The following is a 13,673-nucleotide window of genomic DNA, read 5'->3' as shown; positions in this document are numbered from 1 at the left end:
TCTCCTACCGTCTGTACTGCTGCGAACAGTCAGAATTGGCTTTGTCGTCCCACCACCCCTTCGAGTATCACCATACAAGGGGCTTTAGCCCCGAGATCTTTGCCCCCTGTAAAGCTCGGGGCTAAAGCCCCTCCTACAAAATAAACGCTGCTCACCGACCGATTTTGCCTTCTTGCAGCCGATTCACGGGAATACAAGCGCCTAGAAACCCAAAGGTCGTGACAGGCTTAAGAAGCCTTCGTTTCGCGCTGCCCGGCCGCCTTGGCGCGCATCTTCTCGCACATCAGGGTCATCTCGTCATACAGCAGTTGCGGGTTCTTCTGCTTCAGCGCCCAGGCCTGGCGGCCCTGCTCGTGGGGCAGGATCATGAACTCGCCAGCGGCGACGGCCTTGAAGATATAGTCGGCGATGAACTCGGCGTTGATCGGTGAACTTTCCAGCAGCTTGCCGACCTGAGCCTTCATGGCTGGCGTCGGTCCGCGGAACGAGTCGAGCAGGTTGGTCTGGAAGAACGACGGACAGACCACGTGGACGCCGACCTGCAGGGGTTTGAGCTCAGCCAGCAGACTTTCCGATAGTGCTACCACACCGGCCTTGGCGACGTTGTAGTTGCTCATGCCCGGCCCCTGCATCAACGCCGCCATGGAGGCGATATTGATGATGCGCCCGTGGCTGCGTTCTAGCAGCGGTAGAAAGGCCTTGCAGCCCTTGACCACGCCCATCAGGTTGATCGCCAGTTGCCAGTCCCAGTCTTCCAGCGACAGTTCGGCGAAGAAGCCGCCCGAGGCCACGCCAGCGTTGTTGATGATGATGTCGATGCCGCCGAACTTCTCTTCGCAGGCCTGCGCCAGGGCGGTCAGCTGGCTGTAATCACGCACGTCGCAGCGCAGGGTGAAACCGTCACCACCGGCCTCGCGCACCAGGCGCAAGGTTTCCGCCAGCCCAGCGTCGTTGACGTCCGACAGGGCCAGCCGCCAGCCCTCGTGTGCCCAGCGCAATGCCAGCTCGCGCCCCAGGCCGGAGCCGGCCCCTGTGATCATCATGCGATTGCTCATGCTCAACCTGCCCTGCTGGCTAATGAAAGACAGTCCGAGTGTAGCGAAGGCGCAGGCGGCGCCCAGCCATCATCAGGTTGTTGAATGGGCGCACCGCGGGGTGGGTATGACGCGGCTCGCGCGACCGGTTATTCCTGGGTATCGCTTCGCTCAACCCCGGCTACGGTTCCGGGATCACTGCCAGGCAGCCCGGGTCGAGCATAGCGACACCCGGGAGTTCAGAGCGCTACTGGAACAGTCGGGTGCTCAGCTCGTGGCTGGCTTCCAGCAGAATGGGCAGGAAGCGGCTCTCTAGCTCCTGGCGCGACACGCGGCCCACATGGGTGCCGACATTGAGTGCCGCCAGCACTTGGCCAGCGGAATCCTTCAACGGCACGGCAATTGAGCGCAGGCTGACTTCCAGCTCCTGATCGATGATCACCCAGCCCTGGCGGCGGATCTCCTCGATATTGGCGCGCAGGTCTTCGGGGGTGTGCAGAGTACGGCTGGTTTTCACCTGCAGATCCGCATGGCTCAGGTAGTCGTCCAGCGCGGCATCATCCAGCGCCGCCAGCAGGATACGACCCATCGAGGTGCAATAGGCCGGCAGACGGCTACCCACGCTCAGGTCGACGGAGATCAACCGCTGCGGCGTCGCCGAACGGGCGATGTAGAGAATCTCATCGCCCTCCAGCGTGGCCATCGAACAGGCTTCGTGCAGTTGCTCGCTCAGGCGATCGAGAATCGGCTGTGCGGTAACGGCCATCGGCGTCGAGGACAGATACGCGTGGCCCAGGGTCAGCACCTTGGGCAGCAGCGAGTAGACGCGCCCATCGGTGGTTACATAGCCGAGCTTCATCAGCGTGTGCAGGCAACGGCGCACGGCGGCGCGGGGAATCTCGGTGCGGTGGCTGATCTGCGCGATGGTCAGGTGGCGCTTGCGCTCCTGAAAGGCGTGAATCACCGCCAGGCCACGGGCCAGCGACGTCATGAAGTTGGGGTCGCCGGTAAAGGCTTCGATGCGCTTGGCCGGCGACGCGATGATCGGCGGCGCCATTGAACTGGGCACGGAACGGGATTCGGGCATGGCACTGTCACTCGTCCAGACGGTTTGCGCGATTATCGAACCGCAGTTCGATAATCGCAAGATGCGAGGCCGGCTACAGGCGGCCGCAAACCAAGACGTCTGAAAAAGTCCCTGACATGCGAGCGGAAGATTAATGGGAGGCGTAACGAACGAGCCGCCCTTTATCAGGACGACTCAGTCTGGCAAATCAATACCTGTGCGGGCGTCACTGCGCGTGATGGCGATACAACTGCGGCGGCACACCTGTACTGTCCACTGGCTCCCACGGGCCTTGCAGGGTACCGGCCCAGCTCCACCCATCCTGCCAGCGGTAGAAGGTACGCTCGCGGTAGTAGGTGTTGCGCTCCGAGTCGATCTCGTAGACGCCAAGGGCGTTGTTCCAATGGCTGGACACGCCCGGCGGCGGCGCGAAACGCGGATGGGATTTGGCTACCGGCGGCGAGCCTGTAGTTGGTGCGGAAGGCCCGCCAGTTGACGTGCCAGGCGCCGGGCTATGCAGGGTACAACCAGCGAGGCTCAACAAGGTGGCTGCCACGGCAGCCGAAATCAGTCTGTTCATGGAGGTGTGCCGTCAGGGCTATCGATGACAAGGCGTTGCACGTCCTGGGTGCTGCTGGCCACCGGTTGCCCCTGGCCGATCCACTCGCCGCTTTTCGCATCGCCGGCGCGCGAAATGCGCGCTACCAGTTGAACCTGCTCGAACGCGGAAAGTTTCAGTTGCGGCATCATCGCATCGCTGTCCGAGAGGCTGACTTCGGCGGGCAGGTCGGCGACCGCCAGGCGCTTGGCAGCCAATGGCATTGGCGGGCCGGATGCAGCGCGGGCAAACACGAATACCGTATCACCGGGCTGCACCTTGTCACGCAGCGCAGGCGCCAGTTCGACACGCACGTGCAGACCAGCCGATGCTTGCGATTGCGCGGCAGCACTGTCTTCGGCCTGCGAGCCCAGCTCCTGGCGGGCACGCTCGATACCGCCGGCAATCGCCTGGCGTGAGGGATCGCCCTCGGGCAGCACGGCCACCAGTCGCTGCCAATAGCCGATGGCATCAGCGAAGCGCTGTTCCTCATAGGCGGCGATGCCCAGCAGGCCCAGGCTGGTCACCTCCTCCGGGTCGGCTTTCAAGGCTTCGCTGGTCAGCGCATCCAGCTGCGGGCTCCACCGTTTGTCAGCGGCAAAGTACAGCGCTTGGGCCCACTGGCCGAGCAGCTCCGGCTCGCGCCCTGCAACCTTGACCGCCTGACCGAATGCACGAGCGGCATCCGTAGCGCGCTGCTGGGCCATGTAGCTGCGGCCAAGGAAATACCAGCCCTCGGCGGACTCGGGATTGCTCTGCACGGCCTGCTCCAGGCGCGCGGTCATCTCTTCGATGCTGCGCGGCTCACCGGCGAAGGTACGCGCCTGCTCGACCTTGTCGATGGCGCCCCACTGCAGGTACAGCACCACGGCCAGCACGGGCACCAGCACCACCGCCAGCAGCGGCACGACGCGGCCGAGGCGACGTGCCTGGCGAACGTCGCTGCCCTCCGTGTCAGCCAGCAGCTCGCGGGCCGCTTCGTCGTGGGCAGCCTGCCATTGCGCTGCATCCAGAGTACCGGCCTGATGCTGCAGTTCCAGCTCGCGCAGGCGTTCCTGATAGAGAGTTACGTTGAGAGCGGTGCGATCTTCCTCGGCCTGCACCTTGCGCCCGCGCAGCAGCGGGATGAGCAGGAAACTCACCGCGACCAGACACAACAGGCCGGCGGACAACCAGAATTCGATCATGGGGCTTTCTTATCCTTAGGCACCTGCTCGAGCAGATGCGCCAGACGTTGCTGTTCTTCCTGTGACAGACCCGTGGCAGCCTCACCACTGGACTTGCGACGGCGCAGGACGATCACTCCGAGCAGCACGAAACCACCGGCCAGCAGCGCCACCGGGCCGTACCAGAGCAGCAACGTGCGACCACTGACCGGCGGCTTGTAGAGCACGAAATCGCCATAGCGTGCGACCAGGTAATCGATGATCTGCGCATTGCTCTCACCCGCCTCGAGCTTGCGGTAGATCTCGGCACGCAGGTCCACCGCGATCGGCGCGTTGGAGTCGGCAATGTTCTGGTTCTGGCATTTCGGGCAGCGCAGCTCCTCGGTGAGCTGGCGGTAGCGATCGCGCTCGGCCTCGCTGGCGAACTCATAGGTGTCGATGGCAGCCTGGGCGACACCGCCCAACGCCAGCAGCAGAACCAGGCCGCTAAACAGGCGCATCATTGGCCGGCCTCATCGACCATCTGCTGGTACAGCGGCGCCAGCTTCTCGCGCCAGATCGCCTCGTCGATCACGCCGACAAACTTGTGGCGAATGATGCCCTTGGCGTCGACGAAGAAGGTCTCCGGCGCCCCGTAAACGCCGAGATCCAGGCCAAGCGTGCCCTTGGGGTCGCTGATGTTGAGCTGGTACGGGTCATGAAATTCGCTCAGCCATTTCTGCGCGGCGGCGTTGTCATCCTTGTAGTTCACGCCGTGGATGTTCACGCCCATGGACGCCAGCTTGTTGAGCACCGGATGCTCGACCTTGCAGGCCACGCACCAGGTGGCCCAAACGTTGACCAGCGAGGGTTTGCCGAGCAGGTTCTGCTGGGTGATCAGCTGATCGCCCTCCACCGCCGGCAGCGAGAACGCCGGGAAAGATTTGTCGATCAGCGCCGACGGCAGCTCGGACGGGTCGAGAAACAGCCCACGGTAGAGAAATACCGCCACGCCGAGAAATATCACCAGCGGTAGCAACAAGATCAGGCGTCTCATGCACGTGCCTCCTGCAGGCCCAGCGCGTCACGCACGCGGCTTTTGACTTTCATCCGGTAGCGCTTGTCGGCAGCAGCGAGAAAGCCACCGAAGCCCATCATCAGGGCGCCCAGCCAGATCCAGCGAACGAAGGGTTTGATATGGATGCGCACCGCCCAGGCACCCTGCCCCAGCGGCTCGCCGAGGGCGACGAACAGATCGCGGGTCAGCCCGGCGTCGATGCCGGCTTCGGTCATCACCGATTGCTGCACGGTGTACAGACGCTTTTCCGGGTGCAGCACGGCGATCTGCTTCTCCCCGTCGAAGATGCGCACCGTGCCGCGGTCGGAAATGAAGTTCGGCCCCTCGTGATGCGCCGCCCCTTCGAACACGAAGCGGTAGCCGCCCAACTCCACCGCTTCGCCAGGCGCCATGCGCATGTCGCGCTCGAAGCTGCCCAAACTGGTCAGTACTACGCCCAGCGCGCAGACCGCCAGCCCCAGGTGCGCCAGCTGCATGCCCCAGTAACTGCGGCCCAGGCTGGTCATGCCTTTGAAAAAGCCCTTGTGGCGAGTCTTGTCCTGAATGTCACGCAGCCCGGCCAGGGTTACCCAGGCGGCCAGCAGGCAGACGCCGAGCACCGCCCAGTGGAAATCGCCCCATAGCAGGCTGGCCAGCAACGCCAGTGCCACACTGGCGACCAGCACCGGGGTGAGCATGCCGAGCAGCCAGCGCAGCGGCGTGTCCTTCCAGCGCACCAGCACGCCGACCGCGAGCACCGCCATCAGCAAGCCCATCAGCGGCACGAACAGCGCATTGAAATATGGCGGACCGACCGACAGCTTGGCGCCGCTCAGGGCATCGAGCACCAGCGGATAAAGGGTGCCGAGCAGGATCATCGAGGCGGCCACCACCAGAATCAGGTTATTGGCCAGCAGCAGGGTCTCCCGCGACCACAGGCCGAAGCCGACCTGGCTGCGCACCACCGGCGCACGCAAGGCGAACAGGGTCAGCGAGCCGCCGACCACCAGTAGCAGGAAGGCGAGAATGAACACGCCGCGCTCCGGGTCGCTGGCAAAGGCATGCACCGAGGTCAGCACGCCGGAGCGCACCAGGAAGGTACCCAAAAGGCTCAGGGAGAACGCGGCGATGGCCAGCAGCACCGTCCAGCTCTTGAACACACCGCGCTTCTCGGTCACTGCCAGGGAGTGGATCAGCGCCGTGCCGACCAGCCAGGGCATGAACGAGGCGTTCTCCACCGGGTCCCAGAACCACCAGCCGCCCCAGCCCAATTCGTAATACGCCCACCAGGAACCCAGGGCGATGCCGATGCCGAGAAAGGCCCAGGCGATGATGGTCCACGGCCGCGACCAGCGCGCCCAGGCGGCGTCCAGCTTGCCACCAAGCAGCGCGGCGATGGCGAAGGCGAAGGCCACCGAGAAGCCCACGTAGCCCATGTAGAGCATCGGCGGATGAATGATCAGGCCGAAGTCCTGCAGCAGCGGGTTGAGGTCGCGGCCATCGGCCGGCACGTTCGGCAGCAGGCGGGTGAAGGGGTTGGAGGTGACGATCAAAAACAGCAGGAAGCCGACGCTGATGATGCCCATCACGCCCAGCACACGGGCGAGCATTTCCTCAGGCAGCTGCCGCGAGAAGATCGCCACGGCAAAGGTCCAGCCGCCGAGAATCAGGGCCCAGAGCAGCAGCGAGCCTTCGTGGGCGCCCCACACGGCGCTGAACTTGTAGTACCAGGGCAACGCGGTGTTGGAGTTCTGCGCCACGTAGGCTACGGAAAAGTCATCGGTCATGAAGGCGTAGGTGAGACAAGCGAAGGCGAAGGCCAAAAAGGCGAACTGCCCCCAGGCTGCCGGCTGCGCCAGGCTCATCCACTGGCGGTCGCCGCGCCAGGCGCCGATCAGCGGCAGAGTCGCCTGCACCAGGGCCAGGCACAGGGCCAGAATCATCGCCAGGTGGCCGAGTTCGGGAATCATTGCGCGGCCTCCCCGGCCTTCTCGTATTGCGTGTTCATGCCGCTCTTCTCCAGGGCCTGTTTGACCTCCGGCGGCATGTAATTCTCGTCGTGCTTGGCCAGCACTTCATCGGCTTGCAGCAGGCCGGCATCATCGATCTTGCCCATGGCGACGATGCCCTGCCCTTCGCGGAATAGATCCGGCAGGATGCCATGGAAGCGAATGGTCACCCGCGCTGCGTAGTCGGTGACCACGAAATCGGTCTGCAACGAATCACTGGAGCGCTTCACCGAACCTTTTTCCACCATGCCGCCAGCACGGATACGGGTATCGCGTGGCGCCTCGCCGTTGGCGATCTGCGTGGGGGTGTAGAACAGGTTGATGTTCTGCTGCAGGGCACCCAGCGCCAGCGCCACGGCGATACCGACGCCGGCAACGATCGCCAGCACGATAAACAGGCGCTTCTTGCGAACGGCGTTCAACGTGACTCCTCCCGGCGCATACGGCGCGCCTCATCCTGCAAGTACCGGCGCCTGGCCTGCAGCGGCAGCAGCACATTGAGCACCACCACCACCAGGCAGATGCCGTAGGCCGACCACACGTAGGCGCCATGGTTGCCCATGGCGAGAAAGTCGGCGAATGACGCGAAGCTCATCGTTTGCCCTCCACCAGCGCGCGGATCTCGGTTTTCACCCAACTGCTGCGCGCTTCCCGGCGCAGCACTTCGAGGCGCATGCGCATCAGCAGCACGGCGGCGAAGAAGCAGTAGAAGCCCAGCACCATGATCAGCAGCGGCAGCCACATCTGAACCGGCATCGCCGGTTTTTCGATCACGCTGAAGGTGGCCGGCTGGTGCAGGGTATTCCACCACTCCACCGAGTATTTGATGATCGGGATATTGATCACACCCACCACCGCCAGCACCGCGGTGGCCTTGGCGGCGCTGTCGCGGTTGCTGATCGCCTGGCCGAGGGCAATCACGCCGAAGTACAGGAACAGCAGGATCAGCATCGAGGTCAGCCGCGCATCCCAGATCCAGTAGGTGCCCCAGGTCGGCTTACCCCAGATGGCGCCGGTGATCAGCGCGATGGCGGTCATCCAGGCGCCAACGGGTGCCGCCTGTTGCAGGGCAACATCGGCCAGCTTCATCTTCCACACCAAGCCAACCACGCCGGCAACGGCGAGCATCACGTAGATCGACTGCGCCAAAAATGCCGCCGGCACATGGATGTAGATGATCCGGAAGCTGTTGCCCTGCTGGTAATCCGGCGGCGCGAAGGCCAACCCCCAGACCGTACCCACGGCCAGTAACACGGCGGCGGCGATGGCCAAGCCGGGCAACCAGCGGCCACTGATCTCGTAAAACCATTTGGGCGAGCCCAGCTTGTGAAACCATGTCCAGTTCATCAGGTTACTCATCTGTCTCCTAGGTCAGCGCCGAATGGGAGGCCGACCTGGTCACACGGTTCAATCATTCGCTGACGCTGATTTTCAGGCCGGCGGCAATGGCGAAGGGTGTCAGGGTTACCGTCAGGGCGGTGAGGCTGGCCAGCCAGAGCAGGTGCCCGGCGACCGGCAAACCTTGCAGACTCGCCTGCAAGGCCCCGCTGCCGAGAATCAGCACCGGGATGTACAACGGTAAAATCAGCAGCGCCAGCAACAGCCCGCCGCGTTTGAGGCCCACGGTCAGGGCTGCACCAATGGCGCCGAGCAGACTGAGGATCGGCGTGCCCAGCAGCAGTGAGGCCAGCAGCACCGGCAGGCAGCGCGCCGGCAGGCCGAGCATCAGGGCCAACAGCGGCGAGAGCACCACCAGCGCCAGGCCGGAGAACAGCCAGTGCGCCGCCACCTTGGCGAGCACCAGGATTGGCAACGGGTGTAACGACAGCACCCATTGCTCCAATGACCCATCTTCAAAGTCACTGCGAAACAGGCCATCGAGGGAAAGCAGCACCGCCAACAGCGCCGCGACCCACACCAGGCCAGGCGAAAGGCTTTGCAGCAGTTGCGTTTGCGGGCCGACGGCCAGCGGAAACAGGGCGATGACGATAGCGAAGAACACCAGTGGATTGGCCAGCTCTGCAGGGCGGCGACACAACAGCCGCGCCTCGCGCACGACCAGCAGCATAAATACGCTATTCATGCGCCATGCTGTCCCAGATCAAGTTCACGGTAGCCATCCGGCATGCCGCTCAGGGCATGGTGAGTGGTGAGGATCACCAGGCCGCCGTTGCGGCAATGGGCCGCCAGGTGCGTCTCGAGCTGGCTCACCGCCTGTTTGTCCAAGGCAGTAAAGGGTTCGTCGAGAATCCATAGCAGTGGGCTGTCCAGATACAGCCGCGCCAGCGCCACGCGGCGTTGCTGACCGGCAGACAGCGTATGACAGGGAATATCTTCGAACCCGCGCAGACCGACGGCGGCCAGAGCCTGCCAGATCTGCTCGCGGTTCGCGGGGCGATGCAACGCGCACAGCCAGGCAAGGTTTTCTTCCGCACTGAGCAGCCCCTTGATGCCGGCGGCATGGCCGATCCACAAGAGCTCACCAGCCAGGTCGCCACCGCGCTCGGCAAGCGGTTGCCCGTTCAGGCGTACGGTGCCGCTGGTGGGCGCTCTGAGGCCGGCAAGCACCCGCAACAAACTGGTCTTGCCGCTGCCGTTGGGCCCTGAAACTTGCAGCATCTGCCCAGCATCCAGCCTAATGTCGAGATTCTCGAACAGCAGGCGCCAGTCCCGTTCGCAGGACAGCGCCGTGGCTTCAAGAAAAGGACTGCTCACAACGCGGGCACCTGGTTCAAGTCGGGACGATTGTGGCCGCTATACTGGTGCGGACGTTCGCAATGGCCGCGATTATACATGCCCATCAGGCTGACCCGCAGCGTGCATTGGGCCCAGAGTATGAGACTTAATGACCGAGATCAGTGGATCGCGCCCTGTAGCGCCACCACCCGCCGCCAACAGACCGGCCGTTAGCGCCGCAGACCTGGCGGTAAAACTGCTCAAACCCCTCGACGGGCTGATGGTGCCCGGAGAAACCGCCAAGGCCGAGGTGGTTGCATCCAAGGAAGTGGCGCAGAGCTTCCAGCTGATGCTGCGCCTTAACCTGGATGGCGGTCGCCAGACCACGGTGCAGGCCAGCAGCGCGCAGCCGCTCGCCCAGGGCACGGCGCTGGCCGTCACCGCGCTCTCCGATACCCGCCTCGCACTGGCGGTGCTAGCTGGCGGTAACAGGCCGCTGACCAGCATCGACCTCGAACAATTGCCGGTTGGCACCCTGCTGCAGGGCAAGGTGATTTCCCGTGAAATGCTGCCCACCCAAATCGCTCAGGCGACCGTCTTCAAGGTGCTGGTCAACCTGCTCAATACGGGGCTGGCCGGCAAAACCCTTAGCCTGGAAACCACGCTCAATCTGCCACCCGGCAGCCTGCTCAGCGCCCGCGTGCAGGGCGATCAGTCCCTGGCCTTCCTGCCACTCAGTGGTCGCCTCGACCAATTGGCGCTGCTGCAGCAACTCGGCAACCAGCAAAGCCGCCAGGGTTCGCTGGAGGGCTTGATGGCAGCACTCAAGGGCATGGGCGACCAGGGCGGTCTGCCCGATGGCCTGAAGGGCAGCATCGACAAGTTACTCGCGGGCTTGCCAACAGGCGAGCAACTGAGCAATGGCAAGAGCCTGATGAAGGCGCTGGAAAACAGTGGGCTGTTTCTGGAGAGCAAGTTGCTGACCGGCCAAACCGGCGGCCTAGGCACCGATATGAAGGCCAATCTGCTGCGCCTGGTCAGCCAGCTGCTGCCACTGCTGCCCGGTGCTGCGCCGTTGGCTGCGGCGACCGCTTCGGCTACTGCCATGACTCAGGCCCTGCCGGCATTCGCCCGCAACGTGCTGGGCAACATAGGCCAGAGCAGCGGCCGCCAGCAAGCCATGAGCTTTCCACTGCCCAGCCGCCTACTGCAGTCGATGAATGAAGAGGCCGACCTGGAAGCGCTGCTCAAGCTCGCGGCAGCGGCCATCTCGCGCCTGCAGACGCACCAGCTATCCAGCCTCTCGCAAAGCCAGGTCGGCCCAGAAGGCCAGCTGCTGACTACCTGGCAGACGGAGGTGCCAATGCGCAATCAGCACGAGCTGGTGCCACTACAGGTGAAGATCCAACACGAAGAACCCGCACCATCCGGCAAACAGGATCCCAAGGAAGCGTTATGGCGTATCGACCTGGCGTTCGATCTGGACCCGCTGGGGCCGCTGCAGGTGCAGGCGCAGCTGGCCCATGGCAGCCTGTCCAGCCAGCTCTGGGCCGAGCGAGCCAGCACCGCCGGGCTGATCGATCGCGAACTGGGCAATTTGCGTGAACGCCTGGTAGCTGCGGGCCTGACGGTGGGCGACCTGGTATGTAGTCAGGGCACGCCGCCACAGGGCCCTAAGACCTCCCTGGAACAACGCTGGGTGGATGAAACCGCATGAGCAGTAAAGCATCCCGCCAGGCCATCGCTCTCACCTACGACGGCCAGAATGCCCCCAACCTCAGCGCCAAGGGCGATGACGAGCTGGCCGAAGCCATACTCGCCATCGCCCGCGCCCACGATGTACCGATCTATGAAAACGCCGAACTGGTGCGCCTGCTCGCGCGCCTGGAGCTGGGTGAAGCAATCCCCGAGCAGCTGTACCGCTGCATCGCGGAAATCATCGCGTTCGCCTGGTACCTTAAAGGCAAATTCCCGGCCGGCTTCGACCCGCGCGGTAAGCCGAACGATGGGCCTCTGATGCTCGAAGGGCCGACTGGTAAAAACCGCAAGCGCTAGATCACCAACCGACCGCTGTTGTCCTGAGTAGCACTTCGCTCAACCCGGGCTACGGGTACGGGACGCGGCCCGCAAGGAACTGCGTTGGACAGAATATCGGGAGATTTGGAGATCTAAACGTAGCCTGGGTTGAGCGAAGCGATACCCAGGTGCGAGACTCGAAGGGATAAAACGAATGCTTAGGAGCGGCGCGCCTGATGGAGCTTGGCGACCAATTCCGCCTCGGCCTTGCTGAGACCACAGGATTGGGTCAGGTCGTCGGCACTGGCGCCCATACCGACTAGGCGTGCGGCCTGGGTGAAGGACAGGCTGGTGGGGTCGCGCTGTTCGATCTGGGTCAGCTTGTCCGGCAGTGGCGCCACGGTGCGACGCAGCTCGTGAAGCTCCTCGCCCATGCGGATGCTACCCGTCAGGTAGGTGTCCAGCCGCTTGCCCAGCTCGCGGATGCGCTGGTCACGCTGGGCATCGCGCTCGGCCTGCAACTGGCTGGCCAGGCGCAAACGTCCGGCAAGCCAGACGCAGGTGCCCACCAACCCGGCGCAGACCAGAGCGAGAACGATGAGTGCAGCTTCAAGCACCTCAGATGCTCTCCAGCTCCGACCACTCCTCCTCGGTCATCATCTTGTCCAGTTCGACCAGGATCAGCAGCTCGCCGTTCTTGTTGCAAACGCCCTGGATGAACTTGGCCGACTCATCGTTACCCACGTTCGGCGCGGTTTCCACCTCGGACTGACGCAGGTAAACCACTTCGGCGACGCTGTCGACCAGAATGCCCACCACCTGCTTGTCCGCCTCGATGATCACGATGCGGGTATTGTCGGTCACATCGGACGAATCCAGGCCGAAACGCTGGCGGGTGTCGATGACGGTAACCACGTTGCCGCGCAGGTTGATGATCCCCAGCACGTAGCTCGGCGCGCCCGGTACCGGGGCGATCTCGGTGTAACGCAGCACTTCCTGCACCTGCATCACGTTGATGCCGTAGGTCTCGTTGTCCAGACGGAACGTGACCCACTGCAGGATCGGATCTTCAGCGCCTTGTGCAGAGCTTTTCTTCATGGCCTAGCCTCGTCATTGACCGCGCGTTGCGGTGCGCGGGAGTCCCGCTATTCAAGTGATCGCACGCCCTTTCGCGCGTACGAACGTTATCAGTGTATCTGCCCGTTGTGCATGCGCTTGGTGGCGCCACTGGCGATCAGCTCAGCCAGGGCAGCGACATCCAGCAGCGCACACATGTGTTCGATCACGGTACCCGCCAGCCAGGGCCGTTGGGCACGCTGGCTGCGCCATTTGACTTCGTCCGGATTCAGGCGAATCGAGCGGCTGACCTGATGAACCGCCAGCCCCCACTCGTAGCCCTGCACGGAAATCACGTACTGCAGGCCCTGTTTGAAATCATCCCGGTAGCGATCCGGCATGACCCAGCGGGCGGTATCGAGCACCTTTAGGTTACCGGCCTGTGATGGCAGTATGCCCAAAAACCAGTCCGGTTGGCCAAATAAAGGCGTCAGTTCCTGGCCGGCGAGCGGATAGATCGAGCCCAGGCACACCAGCGGTACCGCCAGCGTCAGTCCGGCGACGTCGAAAAGCAGGCATTCGAACGGCTCTTCGGCCCAATCAGGGCGACCGTCGGGCTGGCTGGAGAAAATCTGTGGCGCCGGGCGGTTCACGTCGGCGACCGGCTCGACCACCGGCGGCATCGGAATCGGCTCGACAATAGCCGGTGCAGCGCCCTCGGCAACCGGAGAAGCAACCTCAACGAGCGGCTCGCTCACCACCTCGGCGACGGCTGGCTGCACCAGGGTCAGCGCAGGCGCTTCGGCGCGCGGCGCCAGTTGCGCGTCACGCACCTGCTCCTCAAGCACGGCGGCCTCGAAATCATCGAGGGTGCTGTGCTCGATCGTTTGTTCCAGTTCGATGGCCGCATCCTGCAGCAGCCCATCGAGATAAGACTGCAGCGCCAGTTGGGGCCGAGTTGCGGTAGCAGTGGTACGACTCATGAAGGCAACCTGCAGAAAAGTTCTGTATGAGCT

General features: G+C 63.7%; 17 protein-coding genes. 2 read left to right on the top strand and 15 right to left on the bottom strand.

From position 1 onward, the window contains the following. Positions 1–227: 227 nt before the first annotated feature. The 12 genes from BM279_RS10545 to ccmA all read right to left on the bottom strand — a co-directional run bounded on the left by BM279_RS10545 (position 228) and on the right by ccmA (position 9,624). On the bottom strand, positions 228–1,055 hold the full coding sequence (locus BM279_RS10545) for an SDR family oxidoreductase (RefSeq protein ID WP_093503494.1): 828 nt from the start codon (positions 1,053–1,055) through the stop codon (positions 228–230). A 226-nt stretch (positions 1,056–1,281) separates the two neighbouring features. Beyond that, positions 1,282–2,121: an IclR family transcriptional regulator domain-containing protein gene (locus tag BM279_RS10540; RefSeq protein ID WP_075959730.1), complete on the bottom strand. Its 840-nt coding sequence runs from the start codon at positions 2,119–2,121 to the stop codon at positions 1,282–1,284. Positions 2,122–2,326: 205 nt separating this feature from the next. Further along, positions 2,327–2,680 carry a hypothetical protein gene (locus tag BM279_RS10535; protein WP_093503492.1) on the bottom strand — a complete coding sequence of 118 codons (354 nt, stop codon included), beginning with the start codon at positions 2,678–2,680 and terminating at the stop codon, positions 2,327–2,329. Next, the gene (gene ccmI, locus BM279_RS10530) at positions 2,677–3,885 is read right to left on the bottom strand and encodes a c-type cytochrome biogenesis protein CcmI (RefSeq protein WP_093503490.1); all 1,209 of its coding nucleotides are present in this window, start codon (positions 3,883–3,885) and stop codon (positions 2,677–2,679) included. Before ccmI ends, BM279_RS10535 begins: the two co-directional genes overlap by 4 nt. Beyond that, positions 3,882–4,367 (bottom strand): cytochrome c-type biogenesis protein, encoded by a 486-nt coding sequence (locus BM279_RS10525; protein WP_093503488.1) that lies wholly within the window; start codon positions 4,365–4,367, stop codon positions 3,882–3,884. Before BM279_RS10525 ends, ccmI begins: the two co-directional genes overlap by 4 nt. Then, complete coding sequence (locus tag BM279_RS10520) at positions 4,364–4,900, bottom strand: DsbE family thiol:disulfide interchange protein (RefSeq protein WP_093503486.1); 537 nt, start codon at positions 4,898–4,900, stop codon at positions 4,364–4,366. The genes BM279_RS10525 and BM279_RS10520 overlap by 4 nt, the downstream gene beginning before the upstream one ends. Then, positions 4,897–6,870: a heme lyase CcmF/NrfE family subunit gene (locus BM279_RS10515; RefSeq protein WP_093503484.1), complete on the bottom strand. Its 1,974-nt coding sequence runs from the start codon at positions 6,868–6,870 to the stop codon at positions 4,897–4,899. Before BM279_RS10515 ends, BM279_RS10520 begins: the two co-directional genes overlap by 4 nt. Continuing rightward, complete coding sequence (ccmE, locus tag BM279_RS10510; RefSeq protein ID WP_093503482.1) at positions 6,867–7,331, bottom strand: cytochrome c maturation protein CcmE; 465 nt, start codon at positions 7,329–7,331, stop codon at positions 6,867–6,869. The genes BM279_RS10515 and ccmE overlap by 4 nt, the downstream gene beginning before the upstream one ends. Further along, positions 7,328–7,504, bottom strand: coding sequence for a heme exporter protein CcmD (gene ccmD, locus BM279_RS10505; protein ID WP_093503480.1), 177 nt, complete (start codon positions 7,502–7,504; stop codon positions 7,328–7,330). The genes ccmE and ccmD overlap by 4 nt, the downstream gene beginning before the upstream one ends. Continuing rightward, a complete protein-coding gene (locus tag BM279_RS10500; protein WP_208604531.1) occupies positions 7,501–8,259 on the bottom strand; it encodes a heme ABC transporter permease in 759 nt (252 codons plus the stop codon). Before BM279_RS10500 ends, ccmD begins: the two co-directional genes overlap by 4 nt. A 61-nt stretch (positions 8,260–8,320) precedes the next feature. Beyond that, positions 8,321–8,992, bottom strand: a complete 672-nt coding sequence (ccmB, locus tag BM279_RS10495) for a heme exporter protein CcmB (protein ID WP_093503478.1) — start codon at positions 8,990–8,992, stop codon at positions 8,321–8,323. Beyond that, complete coding sequence (ccmA, locus tag BM279_RS10490) at positions 8,989–9,624, bottom strand: cytochrome c biogenesis heme-transporting ATPase CcmA (RefSeq protein ID WP_093503476.1); 636 nt, start codon at positions 9,622–9,624, stop codon at positions 8,989–8,991. Before ccmA ends, ccmB begins: the two co-directional genes overlap by 4 nt. A gap of 130 nt (positions 9,625–9,754) precedes the next feature. Here ccmA and fliK point away from each other — a divergent pair, with 130 nt between their 5' ends. Beyond that, positions 9,755–11,302 carry a flagellar hook-length control protein FliK gene (gene fliK / locus BM279_RS10485; protein ID WP_093503474.1) on the top strand — a complete coding sequence of 516 codons (1,548 nt, stop codon included), beginning with the start codon at positions 9,755–9,757 and terminating at the stop codon, positions 11,300–11,302. Then, the gene (locus tag BM279_RS10480; RefSeq protein WP_093503472.1) at positions 11,299–11,640 is read left to right on the top strand and encodes an EscU/YscU/HrcU family type III secretion system export apparatus switch protein; all 342 of its coding nucleotides are present in this window, start codon (positions 11,299–11,301) and stop codon (positions 11,638–11,640) included. The genes fliK and BM279_RS10480 overlap by 4 nt, the downstream gene beginning before the upstream one ends. A 179-nt stretch (positions 11,641–11,819) precedes the next feature. Here BM279_RS10480 and BM279_RS10475 read toward each other — a convergent pair whose 3' ends face one another. The 3 genes from BM279_RS10475 to BM279_RS10465 form a co-directional block, all read right to left on the bottom strand. Next, entirely contained in the window at positions 11,820–12,218 is a 399-nt protein-coding gene (locus BM279_RS10475) for a DUF2802 domain-containing protein (RefSeq protein ID WP_027911376.1), read from the bottom strand. A gap of 1 nt (position 12,219) precedes the next feature. After that, positions 12,220–12,699 carry a chemotaxis protein CheW gene (locus BM279_RS10470; RefSeq protein ID WP_013791056.1) on the bottom strand — a complete coding sequence of 160 codons (480 nt, stop codon included), beginning with the start codon at positions 12,697–12,699 and terminating at the stop codon, positions 12,220–12,222. An 89-nt stretch (positions 12,700–12,788) separates the two neighbouring features. Beyond that, entirely contained in the window at positions 12,789–13,640 is an 852-nt protein-coding gene (locus BM279_RS10465; protein WP_093503470.1) for a CheW domain-containing protein, read from the bottom strand. Positions 13,641–13,673: the final 33 nt, after the last annotated feature.

The sequence above is a fragment of the Phytopseudomonas straminea genome (assembly GCF_900112645.1).
GTDB classification, from domain to species: Bacteria; Pseudomonadota; Gammaproteobacteria; order Pseudomonadales; family Pseudomonadaceae; genus Aquipseudomonas; species Aquipseudomonas straminea.
Note: the sequence above shows the minus strand (reverse complement) of the source record. Positions and strands in the feature narration are given on the sequence as shown.